Raw genomic sequence first — 21,787 nt, 5'->3', positions numbered from 1 at the left:
CTCCTGTCAGCCTGCCATTGCCGCGATGACGCCCTGATCTGCCTGCGTCGTGGAATCGATAGTGCTGCTGAGGATCTTCACCAGCGTGTCCCACATCTGCAGCTGTCGCTGATACTTCTCGGGTATCGCGCGGGTGATGAAACTGAAGCGCTCCAGCATGATCTCCTTCTGGGCCATCATCTCATTCAGCGCACTGGCGCTGATCCCACCTACCGTCGAGGGAAACACATGCTGCAGTGAGTTGATCAGGTCGGGATCGATACTGATCTGCCAGCCGCCGCCAGGCTTTCGCTCGACCACGGTCAGGCCCTCTATCCCCACCTCCGCCAGATACCGTCGGGCCGCCGCCTCGGTGCCAAATACTTCACCGAATCCCTGGCCTGCCCACTTGGCCTTCAAGTCATCAAGCTTCGTGCGCAGTGCAGTGAAGTCGACTTCGACCATGCCGTCTTTATCCGGCTTTCCGAGCTGGTCCTTGATCAAGGCCAGGGCATTGGTCAGTTCCCTGTAGAACCCGACATACCCCGCCAGCAACCCGCTGTACTTGCCGATCCACTCTTTATCAAGCCGACCGATCAGCCCGCTGATCTCCTTGAAGAAATCGGCGTGGGAGCCGCCGGCCCGTTGTTCGGCGTCCTGCAGCAGTTGCTGCGGAACCCGTTCCTGCAGGGCACGGCGTGCCTCCTGCATCGTAAGCTTTGCCTGCGCATTGTCCGGTTCGGCGTCGGCGAACGCCGGCCAAGGCGAATGGCTCAGCACATCGATTATCTCCGCCTGCTTCCTGGCCAGGAAAAGCGCTTCCTGATGGGTCGCAAGCTGCAGCATGGCTTCGGTGTCTTCCGCTGGCAGCGGGCTGCCCTCCGCAAACCGGGCAAGGTGCGCTAATAGAGGCGAAGCGGGAGACCGCCGCGTGGGGACAGGCCGTTCAGCCAACGTCGCGACCACGTCCCCCTGTTCTGGACGGGTCGGCGGCGGCAACGGCGACGGACTGCGGGCGAGTGGCAGGCTGGATTCAATGGTCATGGAATGCTCCGTGGCAGGCGGAGCCGGCACGCGATGCGCCCCGACCCCGGAAGTGGATGGGCGCGGTCAGCGGCGCATGTTGCCGACGACGTGCTTCATTGCGTCGTGCTTGTCCTGCTCCAGGCTGACCAGCGTGTTGAACAACGCCTGCTGGCTTTCGCTGCTTTTGTTGGCGTCCTGGTTGATCTTGCTGCCCAGGTCGATCTCGATGTCCTTGTTGATCCGGTCACGCTCGGAATCGACCGAGTGCTCGGTGCTCTGGATATCGAACGGGGTGCCCGCTACGGTGCCCACGCTGCCCCCGGTCTGGATGACCGCCTGACCCGCGCTGGACACCACGCCGAGCTGCGTATTGTTGATGGCGTATTGTGTCTCGCTTACCGAAGCGGTCTCCTGCAGTGCCTGCGGACGCTGTCGCAGGGCTTCCACCTGCGGCGGACGTGCCGAGGCGCCGGCCGGTGCGGTATTCATGCCGACCGCCGTCTGGTTGTTGAGATGGTTGGCTTCGGCATTGGAGGCGTCAGCCGCCATACGGTTGGTGCGAAGATTCTGTACGCCCTTGTAGGCAGCGACGCCGCCCAGCCCGACACCGCCGGCGGCTATCAGCCCACCGACCACGGCAGCGGTGATCTTGGATGACTGGGTCGATTTCGCACTTTCCACCATGCTGGTGGTCATCGCGGCCAGCGACTGCTCGGCCAAGTGAACCATGGCCACCGACTGCTCGCGCTGGCTGGCGCTCATCTTCATCAGCAGGGCGACCAGCAGCAGCACGTAGTCCGAGCGCGCATCACCGCCCTGCCCGATCTCCGGTTCCTCATCGGGCTGCGCCAGCTCCTCCAGCACGTCGCGCACGGCCGGTGCATCGCTCAACACTGCATGCAGCGTCTCCCTGCCCGGCAGCGCGCCATCGGCAGTGCCGGCCAGTGCGCGCAGTTCCGCCGTGGTCGGCAGCACCAGCGGTCCATCGACCGTAGCCAGGTCCGTCAGTGTTCTCGCCTGGGCCAGCAGTGCGGGCGCGCCTGCGTCCGCGCTGGCGACCGCGACCGCTGCGCTCCGATGCAGCACGGCAAACGCTTCGGCGGTTGCTCCGGGCACCATGGCCGGATGCTGGCCGGCGATCAGCGGCAGCAGCGCGCCCAAACCGGCAAACCCGGCCACCGACGCCGCCGGCGCAGCAAGATCAGGGGCGCTGCGGCGGGCCGGCTCCTGCCGCGTTCGTTCGCTGTTCTGCGCAATGCTGTCGGCAGCGCGCCGGGCCTGCGCCTCGTCCAGCGACGAGGGCGACGGGGCGGGATTCGGCGCAGGCGCGAATCGCTGCAGCACCGGCTGCAGGACGGGGGAGATCTGTGACATGGAAGGTTTTCCTGTAGACGTTGAAGAAAGGGGCGCACTCAGGCGCGTTGGCGCATATGGCCGATGACATAGGCGCTGGTATCCGCGCGGTCCTGCTGCACGTCGCTCATCTGGGTCACATGGTCAAGCGAGCGGCGAAGCTTTTCCTTGGTTCTCTCGGCGAACATCCGCATGATGTCCTGCAGCAGCTGATCGCCGAACAGACTCTCCTGGATCAGTTTCAGCAGCTTTTTTACGTCGATCATGATGCCGGCGACAACCACCTGGCCGACGTTGTGCACGGTCTGGCCGATGGCGCCCGCCGCCTGTGCCACGAACTGCAGCACCTTGGTCGCCTGCTCGACAATCCGCGCCGCGGCCGCCGCCGTCGTTTCCACGGCGCCCTTGACGGCGAGTGCTGCGGTCCGGGTCGCGGCGGCCGCATTCCCGGTGACCAGCATGGCCACAACGATCGCCGCCATGACCACGATGGTGGCAACGATCGAACCGATCTGCTTGGCCAGGTCCTCGGAAACACCGAAGAACATCAATCCCTTGGCAATCACCGAGCCGACGCCCTCCACCACCTTGCCGACCACGGAAAATCCGGTGGTCATGCCGACGATGCTGTCGATGGTGAGCATCATGCCCATCACCCCGCCGGCGATCAGCGCCACGTTGCCGTGCAACGCCCCCACCACGATGGCGCCGATGCTGGCGATCGCACCCACCGCAGCGCCGATCCAGCCGAAGATCTTTCCCGCGCAGCCGGTCTTCTTTTCGGCATCGCGTGCGCGCTGCAGTTCTTCTTCGTGCTGGCGGATGCGTTCCTGCTCTTTTGCCTGGCGCGCCTTGAGGGTCCGGATAGTGAACTCGCTCATGGTTTTCATCGTTGCCATGGCGTCCTTTGCCTCCTCCTTGCTCAGCAGGGCCAGCAACAGGGTCAAGGTGTCGGCAGAACTCAGTTTCCGCTCCGTGTACCCGGCGACCATTGCCTGGCCCTGGTTGAAGCCGCGCAGCGTCGCCTCCAGCTCGTCCAGTTCGCCCAGCTTGGCATCCAGCTCCAACGCGGCCTCGCACAACGCCTGCGCTGCCGCATCGAAGCGCTGCTGCGCCTGCTGCAGGACCTCACGCGCAGCGGCAAGTTCCTCCTGCTTCGCCGCGCGGGCCGGGTCGTTGGGCTGCAGTGCGTCCAGCTCGCTCTGCAGCTGCTGGACATGTTCGCGCGCCGCTTCCAGCGCACCTTGCTCCGCACCCACCTCTCCCGCAGCGGCCTCGGCCGCGTCCTGCGCTGCCGTGGCCGCATCGAGCGCCGCCCGCATCTCGGCTGACAGGTGTTCGGCGCGCTGCACACGCGCGTCAAGGGTGCTGCGATGGGTGTGCCGGCGTTGCTCGATGTGATCGAATCCCTGCTTGCCAAGGGACTGCTGCAACTCTCCCAACGCCCAGGTCCGCAGGCTCTGCGGCGACATGCGCCGGCCTTCATCGCCGGCCGCGCGGTACAGCCGCTCCAGGTCGGGGGTACGCAGGGCCACCGCGTCGTTGTGGGGTCGGGGTTCGCCCTGGGCGCGCGGCGCACTGGCGGCGAAGGCGGCGAATACCTCGGCGTTGATCCGTTCAATCTGTGCGGCCGGCAGGCCCACGTCGAACAGCGTGGCGGCCTGGATGGCGGACTCGTGGCCGCTGCGACGGAACACCAGCGGGAGGTGCGGCGCGGTAGCGGGGGACAGGGACAGGGTCATGCGTGATCCTCTTGCAGTGGCGCCCGGGCGGGCCGGGGAATGGGACGTCGCCTTGCAGGACTGCACGGTGGCGGCAGGCAACGGATCCAGTGGGGTGAGTATCCGGCTGTGCCCGCGCCATGGCTTTCAGTTTCCGCCCGTGTGCCGGCGCGTTCCGTGGCGTTGTGACGCCGGCCTGTCAGCCGTCGCTCACGTCCTCGGTGGCGTTGGTGTCGGCGCCGTCCGCAGCGTCCACGGTCTCCTTCAGCACCTTCAGATACGCCGCCGAGCGCGTCCCCAGATCGTTGCCCACGGCACGTGCGGCCACCGCTTCAAAGCATTCCCGGGCCTTGCGGGACCGCCCCAGGGCGAGGTGGCACTGGCCGACATGGAACATCGGACGGTCATCGCTCAGGTTCAGCGCCTGCGCCACCGCGTACATGCCGATGGCCTTGTCGTACTCGCGCTTGAGGTGCAGCACCGCGCCCATGCCCAGCGCATAGTCGGCGTTGTAGAAGTCATACAGGCACAGGAAGCGGAAGAAGGCTTCGGCTTCGTCCAGTTGTCCATTTTCGTAGTACCGGTGGGCGATGGCGTACACGCCTTCCAGGGTGTCGCGGCTCACGCCCTTCAGGTCAGCAACGGTGGCGCCCTCGCGCAGTCCTTCCAGGATGAGCCGGGTGATGTCCTGGTCTTCGGCAGGGGACTCGGGGGAGCGGTTCGGATCGTTGTCAATGGTCATGCAATGCTCCAGTGGTGGGACAGGGGTCAATCGGAGGGATCGGGCGGCGCGGCATCGGTATCCCGGTCCGGCTTTCCGGCGCGCTCAACGTCGCGCAGCCAGCGCACGATCTGCATCACCGGCTCGATGCTGCGGTTGTGCACGAACCGGTAGCGGCGTGTGCTGAAGTAGATGGCGCGTGCCAGCGCGATGTCGCGTACCACCGGCACCCCGTGGGCTTCGGCCAGCGCGATCACCTTGCGTGCGCGCGCACCCCGTTCACGCACCGCCACGAACGGCAGGGGCATGTTGTCGTCCATCAGGAAAATGCCGATGGCGATATGGGTGGGATTGGCAAGCACCACGGTGGAGCCGCGGGTGTCGGCCTGGACCTGCGCCGACAGCTCTTCGCTGACCTGCTGCCGGCGCTGCTTGATCTCCGGTTTGATTTCGTTGTCCTTCCGCTCGCGCTTGACCTCGTGCTTTTCCATCTTCATCTCCCGGATGAACAGGAAGTGGTCCAGCAGGCCGGCGAGCAGGTAGACCGGCGCCATCGCCAGCAGCAGGCCCAGGCCGAACATCAGCGCCACGTGCCGCCAGACGCCGGCCAACTGCGCATCGCTGGCCTGCACCTGACTGAACAGATCGGTGCCCCATATGCCCAGCGCCAGCCACGCGAACAGTCCGCAGCACAGCAGGTACAGCACGGTGCGCAGCAGGTCCTTCAGCACGCGGGCGGAGAACAGGTTCTTGAAGCCGTTGATGGGATTGAGCTTGTTCAGGTCAAAGCGGATCGCCTCGGTCGCGATGCGTCCCCTGCTCATCGCCAGCGAACAGAGCACCACGCCCACCCCGGCCGCCAGCAGCACCGGTGCCAACGCCAGCAGCAGCCCCTTCAACGCGGCCAATGCCGCTGCGGTGGGCGTCATGGCAAACCCGCCGCGCACGATATCCACGTACAGCTGGGCCAATGGCGCCAGCGATCCGAGCAGCGCGATCGCCGGCAGTCCCAGCCACAACACGCCGGCGGCCACCAGGTCACGGCTGTTGAATGACTTGCCTTTCCTGCCCTCTTTTTCCAGCCGCTGCGCGGTCGGCTTCTCGGTTTTCTCGCTGGCGCCCGAACTCATCCCGCCGCCCCGGGCAGCAGGCCGCGCAACGCCGGGTACTGCCGCCACAGGGCAGGCACCTGATCGGTCATGACCGCCATGAAATAGACCGCCATCGCGGCGAAGGCCAGCATCGACTTGACCGCCAGCGATACCGAAAATGCATTGAGCTGCTGTGCGAAACGGGAGATCACGCCCAGCAGGATTTCCACCAGCAGCAACAGCAGCAGCACGGGCGCGGCCATGCGCATCGCGGCCGACAGCACGATATCCACGAAGTGGTGGATGCTGCCCAGCTCCGGCAGGAAGCTGCCCCCCATCGGCACCAGCACGTAGCTGCCCCGGATGGCCTCCAGCAGCGGCACGAGCCCGCCTGCCACCAGGAATACCACCGCGCTCATCATCTGCAGCAGGTTGGCCATCTCGGTGGCCTCCACCCCGGTGAGTGGGTCGAGCATCGCGCCGACGCCGGCACCGCGCTGGGTGTCGATCACCGAACCGATGGCGTGGAAGACGTGGTAAGGCAGCGCGAGCAGCAGCCCCAGCACCGTGCCGGCCATGACTTCACGCAGTGCGGCCAGCGCCAGTGATGGCATGTCCGCCGGCCGCTGCAGCGCTTCGGTCACCGGCCATACGCCGATCAGCACCGCCAGCGCCAGTACCGTCCTGACCATCCGCGATGGAACCGCGCCACTGGACAGGTAGGGCAGCCAGGCAAAGCACGCCAGCAGCCGGGCCAGGCCCAGCGTGGCCGGCACGGCATACTCACCGAGTGCCTGCAGCAACGCACCATCCAGCGGGGTCATGCCGATCTGCATTACACCCCCAGCGCGCGGACGAACACCAGGCTGCCGAAGTCGATCAGCGTGCGCGCCATCCAACCCATCAGCACCAGCATCGTCACCACCACCGCCAGCATCTTGGCGCCGAACGGGAGGGTCTGCTCCTGCAGCTGGGTCACGGTCTGGAACAGGCCGATGAGCAGGCCCACCACGGTTGCCACGATGACCGGCGCGGCCGACAGCACCAGCACCAGCATCAGCGTCTTGTTGCCGATCGCCATCAGTTCGTTCATGGCCGTGCGCCCTGCCTGCGGGCCGATGATGGACGCGGCGGGGTCATGCCGGAACATCCAGGTACTGCAGCACCAGTCCCTGCGACAGCAGGCTCCACCCGTCCAGCACCACGAACAGGATCAGTTTGATCGGCGCGGAGATGGTGACCGGGCTCATCATCATCATGCCCAGCGCCAGCAGGATGCTGGACACCACCAGATCGACCACGACAAACGGCAGGTACAGGTAGAACCCCATCAGGAACGCGTCTTTCAGCTCGCTCAGCGCGTAGGCCGGCAACAACGCGGACAGCGATCGATCTTCAGCGGCGAGATCGGGCGGTGGAACGTCCGCACCGTCGGTGACCTGCGCGCGTTCGAAGAAGCGCAGCAGTTCCGGGTCCGCATGACGGGCCAGGTAGGCACGGTATTCGCCCAGGCTTCCGTCCAGGAAATCCGCGGTTGCCTGCATCGTGGTCAGCGGCTGGTCGAGCTCCTGGTAGGCCGTCTGCACGGAGCTGACAATCGGATGCATGACATAGAACGCAAGGATCACCGCGGGCGATGCAGCGGCGACGGACAATCGCTCCACCTCCACCCCTTGGCCATCCAGCACACTGCCCAGCAGCGCGTCGGAAGCGGTGATGGTCGGTCCGTGTCCGGTCGGGATCACCAGGCACTGCGATGACAGGCCCGCGCTGTCACGTAGCAGGCCGATCGATGCAATGCCGTGATCCATCGCCACGACGGTGCCCGAGCCAACAGGCGCATCGTCATGGGCCGCCTGCTGCAGCCGGCATACATCGCCTATCGCCACCTGCGGCAACGGCGCGCGCAGCATCGAGCCGATGATCGCGGCGGGATGCGCGGCAGGTCGCCAGAGAGAGCGCAGCAGGGTCATCGCAGCGCCTGCAGCCGCGCAAGACACTGGTGGAAATCCTGCAGCGCCTCGGCAAGCCGGGCTGGCTGCTGCACGTAGTCCGGGTGCAGCAGCCCGCCGACCCTGCCGTCTTCGCGCAGCACCATCGCACCGGCATCCCAATGCGCTACCGGACGCATTACTTCCGCCAGCAAGGGTTCGGCCAGCACGCCACTTGCACGCGCGCCGATTTCCTCGATCGCGCCCCACAGCCAGACCTGCTCACCTTCCCGCGGGTCGAGATAGATATCTCCCACATCGTCGAAGGACATGACGATGGTGGAATGATCATCGAACTGATAATCGCCGGAATTCGCACCCAGCTGGTCGAGGGCCTCGCAGAGGGTTTCTTTGAGCGTCATAGGGATCTCACTACATCAAGGGATACGGCATCGGATATTTCCGAAAAGGAGAGCACCGCAAGACCTGGCAATCGGGTTTCGATGAAACGCTTGACGAATCTGCGCACGTCCGGCGCTACCAGCAGCAACGCCTCCGGTCGGCTTGCGAGCAACGGCTCGAAGACGATCGCGACCCGGCGACCAGCAGTGCGAGCAGGCAGAGAAAAGAGCGCATGGATTTCACAGGGAGTGGACTGATTGATAGATGGAACTGGGCGACCTGCCCAACAGCGATTTGATCTCGCTGCAGAAGTGCGACGGCGACGAGAATCCGAAATCCGACGACAGGCGGGTGAAGGTGTGTCCGGTGTCGGCGTAGCGATGCAGTACACGGCCGGCGCGCAGCAACCTGAGCTGTTCTTTCAGCGAGCGGCCGAAGGCGCGTCGGCCGATACGCCGGAACTGCGCGACGGAAAGGCCGTAGCGATCAGCGAGTTTCTGCACCCCGTGATCGGGGTTTTCCAGTACGAAGCGCACCAGCTGGTAGACCTCGCGCCGCGCCCAGCGTGCGGCGATGGCCTGGAACGCCGGCGTGTCGCCCAGCAGTTCGCCCAGCAGCCAGTGCTGCGGCGCGTGTGGGGGGTCCAGCGCGCCGCGCAGCGGCAGCAGGGCGGCACTGCGACGGTCGCCTTCGAGCGTGCGCTGCAGGCCCTTGGCGTGGTCGTGGAAGGCAAGCAGGCGCGTGGCGCTGTCCGGCAACGGCAGCACCTGCAGGTTGCGGCCCTGCAGCATCAGCGGGCGCTCGCCGGTGGCCAGCAGCAGGCTGCCGCCGGTTTCGATCACCATGCGATGGTGACCATCGGCCGAACCGCGCAGTGCACCGAGTTCGACGTCCGCGGTCCCGCATCCAGCGACCAGCAGCACGGATTCAGCGCGTGGCACCACGTACGAAACGCTGGACGCCTGCGCCTGCGAATGTGGAGAGAGGCTGGAGTACGACATGACGCACATGGTGTTGCGTCATGCCGCAGACGGCTATGAGCCGAATTGCGATTTTAGGTGGGGGCTGCATGGCGGCCCCCACGTTGGCCTGGATCCGGTGGTGCCCGGGTTACAGCTGGGCCAGCGATGCCACCGCATCGAAGCGGTCGGCCAGCCGCTTCAGCAGCGCAAGGCGATTGCCGCGCACGGCCAGGTCGTCGGCATTGACCATCACCTGGTCGAAGAACGCGTCCACCTGCGGGCGCAGGCGTGCCAGCCGTTCCAGCACGCTGACGTAGTCCTTCTGCTGCAGGCTGGCACCGGTATCGTCGATGGCCGCGGCGACCGCTTCGGCCAGCGCGCGTTCGGCGTCTTCCTGCAGCAGCGCCGGATCGATCTGTCCGGGGATCTCGATGTCGGCCTTGCGCAGGATGTTGCCGATGCGCTTGTTCGCTGCCGCCAGGGCCGGCGCTTCCGGCAAGGCTGCAAACGTGCCGATAGCGTCAATACGTCGGTCGAAGTCATACAGCGATGCGGGCTTCAGTTCGGCCACCGCGTTGAACTGCGACGCCGGCACGCCCTTGTCGGCGTAATAGCCACGCAGGCGTTCGATGATGAAGTCGTACAGTTCGGCCACGTCGGCCTGCACGCTGCGCGGTGCGAGCCCCGTGTTGGCCTGCGCCAGCAGCGCGCGCAGGTCCAGCTCGAAGCCGCTTTCGATGACCGTGCGGGCCAGGCCCAGCGCATTGCGACGCAGGGCGAAGGGATCCTTGTTGCCGGTCGGCTTCAAGCCTGCGGCGAAACCACCGGCCAAGGTGTCCAGGCGCTCGGCGATCGCCAGCACCTTGCCCAGCGGCGACAGTGCGATGTCGTCACCGCCGAAACGCGGCTGGTAGGACTCATCGATGGCCAGCGCGACATCCGGCGACTCGCCACCGCTCACCGCGTAATGGCGACCTGCGATCCCCTGCAGTTCGGGGAACTCATTGACCATGCGGGACTGCAGGTCGTTCTTGGCCAGCTGCGCGGCACGCCGGGCCAGCACGGGGTCGGCGCCGACCTGCGGGGCGATGGCATCGGCCAGCGCAACCACGCGCGCGACCTTGTCGGCCACGCTGCCCAGCTTGGCCTGGTAGGTCACCGTCTTCAGGCCATCGCCCATCGACTCCAGCCCCTGCTTGAGGTCTTCGTCGAAGAAGAATTTGGCATCGGCGAAGCGCGGACGGATCACCCGCTCGTAGCCCTTGGCCACCTCGGCCACGTCCTTGGATTCGATGTTGGCGATGCCGATGAATTTCTCGGTCAGCTTGCCGGCGTCATCCAGCACCGGGAAGAATTTCTGGTTGATCTCCATCGTCTCGATCAACGCTTCCTGCGGCACCGCCAGGAACGCGCGTTCGAAGCTGCACAGCACCGCCGACGGCCACTCCACCAGGTTGACCACCTGGCCGAGATTGTCCTCGGTGATGCGCGCACTGCCACCGGCGGTGGCGGCAGCGGCTTCCACTTCTGCGACGATACGCTGGCGACGCTCGGCCGGGTCGACCAGCACGAAGGCCGAGCGCAGCGACTCGACGTAATCCAGCGGCTGGGTCAGCCACACGGTCTTGTCGTGGTGGAAACGATGGCCGCGGCTCATGCGGTCGGCCTTCAGGCCGAACAGTTCGGCATCGACGATGTCCGGGCCGTGCAGCAGCACCAGCCAATGGACCGGGCGGGCGAAGCCCCACGCATGGTCACCCCAGCGCATCGGCTTGGGGATCGGCATCGCCGCGATCGCCTCGCGCAGCACGTCCGGCAGCAGGTCGGCGGTGCGCGCACCTGGCTTCACCGCACGGTGCACGAAGCGCTCGCCCTTGGCGTCGCTGGTCTTTTCCAGCGCGCTCCAGTCGATCCCGGCCTTGGCCGCGAAGCCCTGCAGCGCCTTGGTCGGCTGGCCGTCGGCATCCAGTGCGATGTTCAGGTACGGGCCGAGCACTTCGCTGTGTTGTTCGGGCTGTTCGGTGCCCACGCCCGGCAGCAGCACGGCCAGCCGCCGCGGCGTGGACAGCGGACGGGCATCGCCCAGGTCGACCTCGACGCCGCGCTTGCGCAGGCCGTCGACGATGCCATCGAAGAAGGCCTGGGACAGGCCAGGCAGGGCCTTGACCGGCAGCTCTTCGGTGCCCAGTTCGATCAGCAGGGGAGACAGGTGGCTCATCGGTTCAATCCAGTTGGGGGCGCAGCGCGCGACGCGGCCGGCGCCCGGGTGTTCGGGAAGGTGCGGGAATCAGGCCTGCGTTCTGGCGCCGGGGAAACCGAGCTTCTCGCGCTGTTCGTAATACGCCTGGGCCACGCCCTGGGCCAGCGCGCGCACGCGCAGGATGTAACGCTGGCGCTCGGTCACGCTGATCGCACGGCGCGCATCGAGCAGGTTGAAAGCGTGGCTGGCCTTGGTCACCTGCTCATACGCCGGCAGCGGCAGGCCGAGTTCGACCAGCTTCTTCGCTTCGCGTTCGCAGGCATCGAACCGGTGGAACATTTCTTCCACGTCGGCGTGTTCGAAGTTGTAGGTGCTCTGCTCCACTTCGTTCTGGTGGTAGACATCGCCGTAGGTCACCGGCGTGCCGTCCGGACCATAGGTCCACACCAGGTCGTAGACGTTGTCGCAGTTCTGCAGGTACATGCACAGGCGTTCGAGACCGTAGGTGATCTCGCCCAGCACCGGGCGGCACTCCAGGCCACCGGCCTGCTGGAAGTAGGTGAACTGGGTCACTTCCATGCCGTTGAGCCAGACTTCCCAGCCCAGGCCCCAGGCGCCCAGGGTCGGCGATTCCCAGTTGTCTTCGACGAAGCGCAGGTCATGCACCAGCGGATCGATGCCCAGCGCCTTCAGCGAATCCAGGTACAGCTGCTGGATGTTGTCCGGCGCCGGCTTCATCGCCACCTGGTACTGGTAATAGCGCTGCAGGCGGTTCGGGTTGTCGCCGTAGCGGCCATCGGTGGGACGCCGGGAAGGCTGCACGTAGGCGGCATTCCAGGTCTCCGGGCCGATCGCGCGCAGGAAGGTCGCCGGGTGGAACGTGCCGGCGCCCACTTCCAGGTCGAGCGGCTGGATCAGCACGCAGCCCTGCTGCGCCCAGAACTGGTTCAGGGTCTGGATCAGGCCCTGGAAGGTGATCGGAACGGTCGGGGTCGCGGACATGCGGTCGTTTCTTGGCCGGGCAGAGGGGTGCGCTAGTATAACGAGCGACCACCGCCGGGCGCTGGGCGCGATCCGGCCGGCGCGGCGGCGGCGTTCAACGCACCATGTGGCAACCAAGGACACAGGACGATGGAGCAGCACCCGATAGCGTCGTCCCCGTATCCGGCAGCGGTGTTGCCGCCCGGCCGGCTGCTGTTCGAACAGGTCGCCACCGCCCTGGTGGCCGATGGCCTGGTCGCCGACAGCGACCTGGAGCGCGTGCGCTTTTCCGCACAGGGCGCGAAGAACGCCAGCGAAGTGCATCCGCTGGTGCTGCTGGCCAACCTGAAACTGGCCGCCAGCGGCGGCGGCGAACTGGGGCTGGAGCGGCTCACCGACTGGCTGGCCAAGCGCACCGGCACCCGCTACCTGCGCATCGACCCGACCCGGGTGGACGTGGCCAGCGTGACTGCGCTGGTGTCCCACGCCTATGCGCGCCGGCATCGCTTCCTGCCGCTGGCGGTAGACAGCGAACGCGTGCTGGTGGCCACCAGCGAACCGCTGGCGCAGGAGTGGCGGCGCGACCTGCAGCACCTCACCCGGCGCCCCATCGAACTGGCCCTGGTCAATCCGCTGGACCTGCACCGCTACACCATGGAGTTCTACGGGGTCACCCGTTCGGTGCGTGGCGCGCGCGGCGATGCCCGTTCGGAAACCAGCAGCACCCTGCCCAGCTTCGAGCAGCTGGTGGAACTGGGCCGTGCCGGCGACGTCAATGCCGACGACCAGCACATCGTGCACATCGTCGACTGGCTGCTGCAGTACGCCTACGAACAGCGCGCCTCGGACATCCACCTGGAGCCACGGCGCGACATGGGCCGCATGCGTTTCCGCATCGATGGCGTGCTGCACAAGGTGTTCGAAGTGCCGCCGGCGGTGATGACCGCCGTGGTCAGCCGGATCAAGGTGCTCGGCCGGATGGACCTGGGCGAACGGCGACGCCCGCAGGACGGCCGCATCAAGACCCGCTCGCCGGGGGGCCGCGAAGTGGAAATGCGCATTTCCACCATGCCCACCGCGTTCGGCGAAAAATGCGTGATGCGCATCTTCGATCCCGATGCAGCCTTCAAGAGCATCGACCAGCTGGGTTTCAGCGCGCAGGAAGCGGCCGGCTGGAACACGCTGGTCGAGCAGCCGCACGGCATCGTGCTGGTCACCGGTCCCACCGGCTCGGGCAAGACCACCACGCTGTATTCCACGCTGAAACGGCTGGCCACCCCGGACGTGAACGTGTGCACGGTGGAAGACCCGATCGAAATGATCGCCCCGGAATTCAACCAGATGCAGGTGCAGACCAACATCGACCTGGATTTCGCCAGCGGTGTGCGCACCCTGCTGCGGCAGGACCCGGACATCATCATGATCGGTGAGATCCGCGACCTGGAAACCGCGCAGATGGCGGTGCAGGCCTCGCTCACCGGCCACCTAGTGCTGTCGACCCTGCACACCAACGATGCGCCTTCGGCGATCACCCGCCTGCTCGACCTGGGCGTGCCGCACTACCTGCTGGCCTCCACCCTCAACGGCATCCTGGCCCAGCGGCTGGTGCGCACCCTGTGCACGCACTGCAAGGTGCCGCACGTGCTGGAAGCGGCCGACTGGGCGGTACTGGCTGATGGCCAGATGGCATATCCAGATGCCGCCACGCCGTATCGGCCGGTCGGTTGCCTGGAGTGCCGGCGCACCGGATTCATGGGGCGGATCGGGCTGTATGAGCTGCTGCCATTGGGCTCGCGGCTGCGTGGCCGGATCCGCGCCGACATGGACCTGGGGGCATTCTCGCGTGAAGCACGCGGTGCAGGACTGCGCACCCTGCGCCAGGCAGGGCTTGAAAAGGTGGCCCTTGGGCTGACTACAATCGAGGAAGTCCTGTCAGTCGTGCCCGCTGCCGATGAACCGCCTGCCCTTCCTGATCGTTGAAACCGGCCGACCGCTCGCCTCGCTGCGGCGCTACGGCCGTTTTCCGCATTGGATCCGGGTAGCGGCGGGGCTGGAAGTACAGGAAACCGTGGTGGTCGACGCCGAACACGGCGACACGCTGCCCGATGTCCGCGGCTATGCCGGCGTGCTGGTCACCGGCTCGGCCGCTTATGTGACCGATCGTGCCGACTGGAGCGAACGCAGCGCGGCCTGGCTGCGCGAGGCGGTGCACGGCGGCAGTCCGGTATTCGGCATCTGCTACGGCCACCAGCTGCTGGCGCACGCGCTGGGCGGGCAGGTGGACTACAACCCGGCCGGCCGCGAATCGGGCACGATCGAACTGTCACTGGATCCGGCTGCCGACCAGGACCCACTGTTCAGCGGCTTGCCGTCGCGTTTCCCGGCCCACGCCACGCACATGCAGACGGTGCTGCGCGCACCGGAAGGTGCCTCGGTGCTGGCCCGTTCCACGCTGGATGGCTGCCACGCTTTCCGCTGGGGTGACCGCGCCTGGGGGGTGCAGTTCCATCCGGAATTCGCCACCCACCACATGCGCGGCTACGTGCGCGCCCGTGCCCAGTGCATCCGCCAGCACGGCGGCTGCGCGCGCAGCATTGAACGGGCCGTCACCGCTGCCCCGCTGGCCCGCCAGCTGCTGCGCCGTTTCGTGCGCCAGGCCCGTCACGCTTCAGGTCACGGCGTCGTAAAACAGGGATAATCACCGGACGCGGGGCCTGTGCCCTGCCCCTCCCCTGTTTTTCGGATTCGTATGAGCGAGATGCGCAAGCTACCGGCTTCGGCTGGTGCGGAATGGCTGGTGTCCGGCTTCACCCTGCTGCGCAAGGCGCCGCTGGGCCTGGGCATCCTCGGCATGATCTGGGCGTTGGCGGCACTGCTGGTGACGGCGCTGGCGACGATGGTACCGGTGCTGGCGCTGCCGGCGCAGCTGGTGATGGCGCTGGCCGGCCCGCTGATCTTCGGTGGGCTGGTGTGGGCGGTGCGCGAGGTCGACCACGGTCGTCCGGCACAGCCGGCGCACCTGCTGCAGGGCCTGCACGACGGCCGCGCGCCGCACCTGCTGGTGTCGCTGCTGCCGCAGCTGGTGGCCGGCCTGGTGCTGGGCATCCTGCTGCTGCTGCTGATCGGCAGCTCCGGCCTGGGCCAGCTCAGCGAGGTGATGACCAAGCTCAACGAACTGAGCCAGTCCGGCGCCCAGCCGAGCCCAGCGGAGATGGAAGCGCTGGCCGCCAGCCTGCCCGCCGGCCGCATCCTGCTGTGGCTGCTGTGCGTGCTGGTGGTGTTCATCGCGGTGGCGCTGGCGCTGTTCACGCTGTCACCGCAGGTCATGTTCGAGCAGCGCAACGGGCTGCAGGCGCTGCGCCTGAGCCTGCGCGCCTGCGTGCACAACCTCCTGCCGATGCTGGTGTTCTTCCTGCTCGCCTTCGTGGCGGTGTTCGCCGTCTACTTCCTGGTGATGATCGTGGCGATGGTGGCCCAGCTGGTCGGCGGGGCGATGCTGGCCCTGTTCGCCGCGCAGTTGCTGCTGATGGGCGTGATCATGCCGGTGTTCGCCGGCGCGGTGTACAGCGCCTGGAAGCAGATGTTCGGCGAAGTGGGCGCGCCGCCGGCATTGCCGGACAGCGGACCGTCGAACGTGTTCCACGCCTGATCGAAGGCGGGGGCCACGCGCCCTCCGCTGCACTCGCCGGGCATGGCCCGGCGCTACCGGCGCTACCGGGTCAGGGTTCGGTCTGGCGGACGCTGGAGGGCACCAGCCACTTCGAGGCGTGGATGCCGAGCTCGTAGAGCAGGCACATCGGGATGGCCAGCATCAGCTGCGACACCACGTCCGGGGGCGTCAACACCGCGGCCAGCACGAAGATGCCGACCACCGCATAACCGCGACCTTCCTTGAACTGTTGCGGCGTGACCCAGCCGAGCAGCGTCAGGATGACCATCGCCACCGGCAGTTCGAAGCTGCCACCGAAGGCGAAGAAGATCGCCAGCACGAAGTCGAGATAGGCGTTCGCATCCGGCGTGATCGCGATCACGTCCGGTCGGAACGTGGTCAGGAAGTGGAAGACCGCCGGCAGGACCAGGAAATAAGCGAACGCGCAGCCGATGTAGAACAGCAGCACCGATGAGCCGAGGATCGGCACGGCCAGTCGTTTTTCGCGCGCGTACAGGCCCGGCGCGACAAAGGCCCACAGCTGGTACAACAACCACGGCATCGCCACGAACAGGGCGACGAAGAAGGTCAGCTTCAGCGGGGCGAAGAAGGCGCCGGCCGGATTGATCGCGATCATCGACTGCCCATTGGGCAGCTGCGAGATCAGCGGCTCGGCGACGACGGTGTACAGGGTGCGCGAAAAGGGCAGCAGGCCCAACAGCACCACACCCAGGCCCAGCAGCGCGCGTACCAGGCGTGCGCGCAGTTCGACCAGATGCTCCACCAGCGAACTTTCACCGAACTCGTGCTCGCTCATGGGGTGTTCTCCTTCGCATTGGCAGGCGCAGGCGCTTCGGCCGGCAGCTCAGTCGTTGCAGGTGCCGGACTGGAGCCGGGCGGCACGCTCGATGCGGACGGTGGAGGATCCGACGCAACGGGTTCAGACACAGGGCGGACATCAGCGACCGACGCGGTAGCGCGGGGCGTGCCGCGCACTTCTTCGGCGATCCCACGGCCCTGGTCGTCAACCTCCTGCATCTGCCGGCGCGCCGCTTCGCCGCTGGCGCGTAGTTCGCTTTCGGTGTCCTGCATCGACTGGCGCACGTCCTGCATCTGCCGCTTGATGTCCTCGGCCTGCAGTTCGCGCTCCAGTTCCTGCTTCACCGAATCCCACTGGTTGCGCGCACGGCGCACCCACAAGCCGGCAAAGCGCGCCGCTTTCGGCAGCCGTTCCGGGCCAAGGACCACCAATGCCACGATCGCAATGACCAGCAGCTCACTGAAGCCGATATCAAACACCGCTACCCCTCCGGATCAACGCGGGTCGCGGTCGCGCTCGTCCTGCACCGTGCTGCTGCGCGAGGCATCGTTACGCGATTCGTCACCGAGCTGTGCACCCGGCTTGTCTTCGTCACGCATGCCTTTCTTGAATTCCTTCACGGCCGAGCCGAGGTCCTTGGCGCCGCTGGTCAACCGCTTGGTGCCGAACACCAGCAGGACCACGGCCAGCACGATCAACCAGTGCCAGATGCTGAAACTGCCCATAAAGACGCTCGCAAATATATTCAGGGATCAGGACCCCGAGCATAGCGCACCGGCAGGGGGCCGGCGCGCATGCTGGAAGTCAGTTGCCGTCCAGTGACTCGGTACGGATTTCACCTTCGGTGACCGGCTGGAAGCCCTGTTGCGGCGGGGGCGTGGCAGGTCCGTTCTGCAGTGGCGTGGTGGTCGCTTCAGCGGCCGGCGGCGCAGCTACCTGCGGCGCCGGGGCGGCCGGCGCGGCCGCTGCCGCACGCGGGGCGGGCGCGGCACCAGCGGAACCGCGATTGTTGCGGGCGGCGTAGGTCGCCTCTTCCAGGCGATCGCGGAAGGCGACCACGTCCATCGACGGGGCACCTGCGGCACGCCCTTCGAAAATCATCCGCGGCGTGGTGCCACTGCCATAGGCATCCAGGTTGGCGGCGTCGTCGATCTGCAGCACCGCGCCGTCCAGCGCCACGCCGGCGAACAGCCCGCGCGCGCGCGACCACGACCAGATTTCCGCCTTCAACTGGCCATCCGTTGCAGCGGCCGCGTTGCGCCCGACCGGGCCGGCCGCCACGCCGGCATCCGCGCCGAGGGTGAACTTGCCATTGACCAGGTTGTCCAGGCTGCGTTCGTTGCGGAACACCAGCACCACATCCGAGGACTGCACGCCGGCCTGGAAGCCGATGCTGCCACCGGTGAGCTTCATGAATACCGGATTGGACCAGCTGCCGTCGGGCATCTTCACCGACATCAGACCGTGGCCGCGACGACCGCCGATGACCAGACCGGCCTTGATGGTGTCGGGGATGACGACGACCGCATGGCCCTCATCGAGCAGCTTGTCCGGGATGCCCTGTTCGGGAATGCCCTGGATCTCAGCCAGCACGCGGACCGCATTGCGCGCACGCTGGTCTTCCAGGGGGCCGGCAAGCGCAGCCTGGCTGCTCAACATCAGGCCAGCGGTGATCAGCAGGGTAAGGCGAAGGCGACGCATGACGGACTCCGTATCTGTTCACGAAGAAGATATAGCAAGTAGCTGAAAGTAGGGCCCTTCGGATGAATCAGCTATGAGTGTTTTAGTAGTCCATTCACTCTTTCGATAACTCTCATTGATCGATCTCATCCCCCCCTTGGACTTCATCGGCGACAATGACCCATGCTCGACGCACCCGAATCCGCCGTGCTGGCGGTAAACCTAGGCACGCCCGAAGCCCCGACTGCCCCCGCAGTGCGGCGCTATCTTGCTGAATTCCTTTCAGATCCGCGCGTCGTCGCAATCCCGGCGCTATTCTGGAAGCCGTTGCTGTACGGCATCATCCTGCCGCTGCGCAGCGGACGTTCGGCGGAAAAATACGCGCAGGTGTGGCTGCCGGGCGGCTCCCCGCTGATGGTGCACACACGCAACCTGGCCGAGGCGATGCAGCGCGTGATGCCCGGTCGTCGGGTCCGCCATGCGATGCGTTACGGCGCTCCCGCGCTGGGCAGCGAGCTGGATGCGGCCAAGGCCGCCGGTATCCGCCGGATCGTGGTGCTGCCGCTGTATCCGCAGTATTCAACCACCACGACCGCGTCGGTGCAGGATCTGGTGGATCGCTGGCGGCAGAAGAATGGCGACGTACAGGTCACGCTGATCCGCGATTATCCGGTGGACCCGGCCTGGGTCGAGGCGGTTGCCGGGTCGATCCGCCGGTGGTGGGAGCAGAACGGCCGGGGCGAGATCCTGTTTTTCTCGTTCCATGGCATCCCGCAGCGTGTCGCTGATGCCGGTGATCCCTATCCGCGGCAATGCGAGGCAAGTGCTGCGGCGATCGCGGCGGCGCTGGGCTTGTCAGCCAGTGAATGGCAGATGGGCTATCAGTCGCGATTCGGCCGTGAGAAGTGGCTGCAGCCCTACGCCGAACCCAGCCTGTGGGCGCTGGCCGAGCGCGGCGTGAAGCAGATCGACGTGGTCTGCCCCGGATTTGCCACCGATTGCCTGGAAACACTGGAAGAGGTCGCATTGGGCTTCACCCATACCCTGGCTGAGCGCGGCGCGCAGATGCGCTATATCCCCTGTCTGAACGATGATGCCGCGCACGCGGCCGCATTGGCGCAGCTGGCGGAGGACGCATTGAAGTGAGCCTGCAGCCGTTTTCGCTGCAGCTCGCTGGGCAGGTCGCGAGTGGTCTGCGGCGACCCGGCCCAGGGCCCCGGGTGTTGGCCCTGCATGGCTGGCTGGACAACGCCGCCAGCTTCGTCCCGCTGCTGGACCACCTGCCTGGGCTGGACATGGTCATGCTGGATCTGCCCGGGCATGGCTTCAGCTCCCACCTGTCCCGCGATGCCAGCTACACCACGCCGGCAGCGATCTGCCATGTGCTGGATGTGGCCGATGCGCTGGGCTGGGAGCGCTTCACGCTGCTTGGCCACTCGATGGGCGCTGGTATCGCGAGCCTGACCGCCTCGGTGTCCGAGCGCGTCGAGCGCCTGGTCGCCATCGAGGCACTGGGTGGCCTGCGCGGACCCGAATCGGAAACGGCACAGCGGCTGCGCGAGCACGTCGATGCCAGCCGCAGGACCGCCGTTCGACCGCTGCGGGTGTTCCCCACGCTGGCCGCCCCGATCCGCGCCCGGATGATGGCCAACCAGTTGAGCGAAGCCAACGCACGGCTGCTGGTGGAGCGCGGCGTGCAGGAAGTGCCGGGCGGGTACCGCTGGCGCACCGATCAACGGCTGATGCTGCCGACCGCGATCCGGTTGACCGAGGGCCAGATCGACAACCTGCTGCAGGCGATCGCGTGTCCTGTGCAGGTGATCTATGCCACGCCGGCCCAGTCCTACTATCCCGAGCCCCTGCGCAGCGATCGCCTCGCGCATCTGCGCCACGGCCAGCTGGCTGTGTTGCCCGGTACCCATCATGTGCACATGGAACGACCGGCCGACATAGCCGGAATCATCCTGCGATTCCTGGGCTGAGCGGTTTTTGAAGCGCGTGCGTGCGGTGTAGGTGATCTGATGGGGAGAACGATGACCTGCATCATCTCCCAGGATCCAGCATGCCCCAGCCCCCTCCCGCCGTTACCGCCGCCCTGTCCGTGCTGAGCATCCAGCGCGTGGCACCCGCCATTCCTGCCGCGTCGACGACGCAGCACATACATCAGGCACTTTCCCTACGCGCCCTTGGCAACCGCCCGCATCCGCGGACGTGGGAGCCAAGTACCGGTGCTGCCCGGACCACGCCCCAGCAGGCCTCGCAATGTCGTTCAGGCTACATGCGCGTTGTGCCTTCCGAGCTGGTGTGGACGCAAAGGGAATGCGTCGGCGCGCCCCTGACGCATGTTGCTGTCGATGACACCAGCAGCCCGACGCTTACGGCGCAGGAACACGCGGCCCTTGAAGCCTGTTCGTGGCAACTTCGCCATGGCTGGCGGATGCTCCAGAATGACCTGGTGGCGCATGCTTTGTCGGATCTTGATGCGTCCTGGCCGCCGTCGGCACGGCGGGTCTTCGAGCTGTCTGCACGTCAGTTGCTGCTGGACAAGGCGCCGTCGGAGCTGCTGGCGCAACCGGTATTCGCGGCGTATCTCGACAGGCCGGGCTGCCTGCGACCACTGCTGCCAGCGGCGATCAAGTGGCTGGAAGCCCATACCGCGGTGCTGGAACGGTGGGATATCGAACGTTCCGGTGCCAGCGACGTTTCTACAGGCAAACACGCCTACCTGGCCGAGATGGCAACGCTGCTCGGTGGTCGCTATGACCAGGCACTGGGCAATGCCACGCTGCTGAAGATATTCAACGCGCTGCATGAAGAAGGACCCGCGCTGCGCGAACGTGAAGCCATGTACCGCGCCTCGGGTCCGCACTGGGCAGCGTGGATCCAGGGGCTGTCCCAAGGGGCGCCATGACGCGCACAAAGAAAAACCCCGCTGCGTGAGCAGCGGGGTTTTTGGGTATAAACCCTGGCGATGACCTACTCTCGCATGGCTTGAGCCACACTACCATCGGCGCAGCTGCGTTTCACTTCCGAGTTCGGGATGGGATCGGGTGGTTCCACAGCGCTAATTTCACCAGGGAGGCTTTTGGAGTGTCGCCGCAGAGCGTGTCTTTGCAGGGAGCGGGCATGGATATGCCGGCTTTACAAAGAGACGCGCCTGGGCGCCTGCCTCTCGTTTGGTCTTGTGACGTAGCGTGCACTTGGATCTATCGACATGTCATGTCGGCCAAGGCAACTTGAGGTTATATGGTCAAGCCGCACGGATCATTAG

Annotated in this window: 22 protein-coding genes and 1 rRNA gene; 6 read left to right on the top strand and 17 right to left on the bottom strand. The window is 66.3% G+C overall.

Annotation, left to right across the window (positions count from 1 at the left end):
* Positions 1-6 precede the first annotated feature (6 nt).
* The 12 genes from ABB28_RS02275 to glyQ all read right to left on the bottom strand — a co-directional run bounded on the left by ABB28_RS02275 (position 7) and on the right by glyQ (position 12,388).
* The gene (locus tag ABB28_RS02275; protein WP_083491867.1) at positions 7-1,023 is read right to left on the bottom strand and encodes an IpaD/SipD/SspD family type III secretion system needle tip protein; all 1,017 of its coding nucleotides are present in this window, start codon (positions 1,021-1,023) and stop codon (positions 7-9) included.
* Positions 1,024-1,089: 66 nt separating this feature from the next.
* The gene (locus ABB28_RS02270; protein WP_057507060.1) at positions 1,090-2,379 is read right to left on the bottom strand and encodes a hypothetical protein; all 1,290 of its coding nucleotides are present in this window, start codon (positions 2,377-2,379) and stop codon (positions 1,090-1,092) included.
* Positions 2,380-2,417: 38 nt separating this feature from the next.
* Positions 2,418-4,100: a type III secretion system translocon subunit SseC family protein gene (gene sctE, locus ABB28_RS02265; protein ID WP_057507059.1), complete on the bottom strand. Its 1,683-nt coding sequence runs from the start codon at positions 4,098-4,100 to the stop codon at positions 2,418-2,420.
* 178 nt (positions 4,101-4,278) lie between these two features.
* Complete coding sequence (locus ABB28_RS02260; protein WP_057507058.1) at positions 4,279-4,821, bottom strand: SycD/LcrH family type III secretion system chaperone; 543 nt, start codon at positions 4,819-4,821, stop codon at positions 4,279-4,281.
* A gap of 26 nt (positions 4,822-4,847) precedes the next feature.
* On the bottom strand, positions 4,848-5,930 hold the full coding sequence (locus tag ABB28_RS02255; RefSeq protein ID WP_083491866.1) for an EscU/YscU/HrcU family type III secretion system export apparatus switch protein: 1,083 nt from the start codon (positions 5,928-5,930) through the stop codon (positions 4,848-4,850).
* Positions 5,927-6,715, bottom strand: a complete 789-nt coding sequence (gene sctT / locus ABB28_RS02250) for a type III secretion system export apparatus subunit SctT (protein WP_057507163.1) — start codon at positions 6,713-6,715, stop codon at positions 5,927-5,929. Before sctT ends, ABB28_RS02255 begins: the two co-directional genes overlap by 4 nt.
* Before the next feature lie 11 nt (positions 6,716-6,726).
* Positions 6,727-6,984: a type III secretion system export apparatus subunit SctS gene (gene sctS, locus ABB28_RS02245; protein ID WP_057507162.1), complete on the bottom strand. Its 258-nt coding sequence runs from the start codon at positions 6,982-6,984 to the stop codon at positions 6,727-6,729.
* 43 nt (positions 6,985-7,027) lie between these two features.
* Positions 7,028-7,864 (bottom strand): hypothetical protein, encoded by an 837-nt coding sequence (locus tag ABB28_RS18425; RefSeq protein ID WP_057507057.1) that lies wholly within the window; start codon positions 7,862-7,864, stop codon positions 7,028-7,030.
* A complete protein-coding gene (locus ABB28_RS02235) occupies positions 7,861-8,244 on the bottom strand; it encodes an InvB/SpaK family type III secretion system chaperone (RefSeq protein WP_057507056.1) in 384 nt (127 codons plus the stop codon). Before ABB28_RS02235 ends, ABB28_RS18425 begins: the two co-directional genes overlap by 4 nt.
* A 219-nt stretch (positions 8,245-8,463) precedes the next feature.
* A complete protein-coding gene (locus ABB28_RS02230; protein ID WP_161809839.1) occupies positions 8,464-9,225 on the bottom strand; it encodes a helix-turn-helix domain-containing protein in 762 nt (253 codons plus the stop codon).
* Positions 9,226-9,334: 109 nt separating this feature from the next.
* Positions 9,335-11,404, bottom strand: coding sequence for a glycine--tRNA ligase subunit beta (gene glyS / locus ABB28_RS02225; protein ID WP_057507054.1), 2,070 nt, complete (start codon positions 11,402-11,404; stop codon positions 9,335-9,337).
* Positions 11,405-11,473: 69 nt separating this feature from the next.
* Entirely contained in the window at positions 11,474-12,388 is a 915-nt protein-coding gene (glyQ, locus tag ABB28_RS02220) for a glycine--tRNA ligase subunit alpha (protein WP_057507053.1), read from the bottom strand.
* A 129-nt stretch (positions 12,389-12,517) separates the two neighbouring features.
* Here glyQ and ABB28_RS02215 point away from each other — a divergent pair, with 129 nt between their 5' ends.
* Genes ABB28_RS02215 through ABB28_RS02205 form a run of 3 tightly spaced genes read left to right on the top strand, consistent with a single transcriptional unit; the run spans position 12,518 to position 16,016 of the window.
* Entirely contained in the window at positions 12,518-14,347 is a 1,830-nt protein-coding gene (locus ABB28_RS02215; RefSeq protein ID WP_057507052.1) for a GspE/PulE family protein, read from the top strand.
* On the top strand, positions 14,319-15,065 hold the full coding sequence (locus tag ABB28_RS02210) for a glutamine amidotransferase (RefSeq protein ID WP_057507051.1): 747 nt from the start codon (positions 14,319-14,321) through the stop codon (positions 15,063-15,065). The genes ABB28_RS02215 and ABB28_RS02210 overlap by 29 nt, the downstream gene beginning before the upstream one ends.
* Positions 15,066-15,116: 51 nt before the next feature.
* Complete coding sequence (locus ABB28_RS02205) at positions 15,117-16,016, top strand: BPSS1780 family membrane protein (protein WP_057507050.1); 900 nt, start codon at positions 15,117-15,119, stop codon at positions 16,014-16,016.
* 70 nt (positions 16,017-16,086) lie between these two features.
* Here ABB28_RS02205 and tatC read toward each other — a convergent pair whose 3' ends face one another.
* The 4 genes from tatC to ABB28_RS02185 form a co-directional block, all read right to left on the bottom strand.
* Entirely contained in the window at positions 16,087-16,833 is a 747-nt protein-coding gene (gene tatC, locus ABB28_RS02200) for a twin-arginine translocase subunit TatC (protein WP_057507049.1), read from the bottom strand.
* Complete coding sequence (gene tatB, locus ABB28_RS02195; RefSeq protein WP_057507048.1) at positions 16,830-17,315, bottom strand: Sec-independent protein translocase protein TatB; 486 nt, start codon at positions 17,313-17,315, stop codon at positions 16,830-16,832. The genes tatC and tatB overlap by 4 nt, the downstream gene beginning before the upstream one ends.
* Before the next feature lie 15 nt (positions 17,316-17,330).
* On the bottom strand, positions 17,331-17,561 hold the full coding sequence (gene tatA / locus ABB28_RS02190; RefSeq protein WP_057507047.1) for a Sec-independent protein translocase subunit TatA: 231 nt from the start codon (positions 17,559-17,561) through the stop codon (positions 17,331-17,333).
* A gap of 79 nt (positions 17,562-17,640) precedes the next feature.
* The gene (locus ABB28_RS02185) at positions 17,641-18,537 is read right to left on the bottom strand and encodes a lipid-binding SYLF domain-containing protein (RefSeq protein WP_057507046.1); all 897 of its coding nucleotides are present in this window, start codon (positions 18,535-18,537) and stop codon (positions 17,641-17,643) included.
* Between the two features lie 162 nt (positions 18,538-18,699).
* Here ABB28_RS02185 and hemH point away from each other — a divergent pair, with 162 nt between their 5' ends.
* The 3 genes from hemH (at position 18,700) to ABB28_RS17900 (ending at position 21,427) form a co-directional block, all read left to right on the top strand.
* Positions 18,700-19,662, top strand: a complete 963-nt coding sequence (gene hemH, locus ABB28_RS02180) for a ferrochelatase (protein WP_057507045.1) — start codon at positions 18,700-18,702, stop codon at positions 19,660-19,662.
* Positions 19,659-20,498: an alpha/beta fold hydrolase gene (locus tag ABB28_RS02175; protein WP_057507044.1), complete on the top strand. Its 840-nt coding sequence runs from the start codon at positions 19,659-19,661 to the stop codon at positions 20,496-20,498. The genes hemH and ABB28_RS02175 overlap by 4 nt, the downstream gene beginning before the upstream one ends.
* An 80-nt stretch (positions 20,499-20,578) precedes the next feature.
* Positions 20,579-21,427: a hypothetical protein gene (locus ABB28_RS17900; RefSeq protein ID WP_152983356.1), complete on the top strand. Its 849-nt coding sequence runs from the start codon at positions 20,579-20,581 to the stop codon at positions 21,425-21,427.
* Positions 21,428-21,479: 52 nt separating this feature from the next.
* On the opposite strand, the gene rrf is transcribed toward ABB28_RS17900, so the two are convergent.
* Positions 21,480-21,594: ribosomal RNA gene (rrf, locus tag ABB28_RS02165) — 5S ribosomal RNA — on the bottom strand.
* Positions 21,595-21,787 lie beyond the last annotated feature (193 nt).

Origin of the sequence: Stenotrophomonas chelatiphaga, from assembly GCF_001431535.1 — a bacterium.
Lineage (GTDB): Bacteria > Pseudomonadota > Gammaproteobacteria > Xanthomonadales > Xanthomonadaceae > Stenotrophomonas > Stenotrophomonas chelatiphaga.
This window is presented reverse-complemented; position numbering and strand designations above follow the sequence as displayed.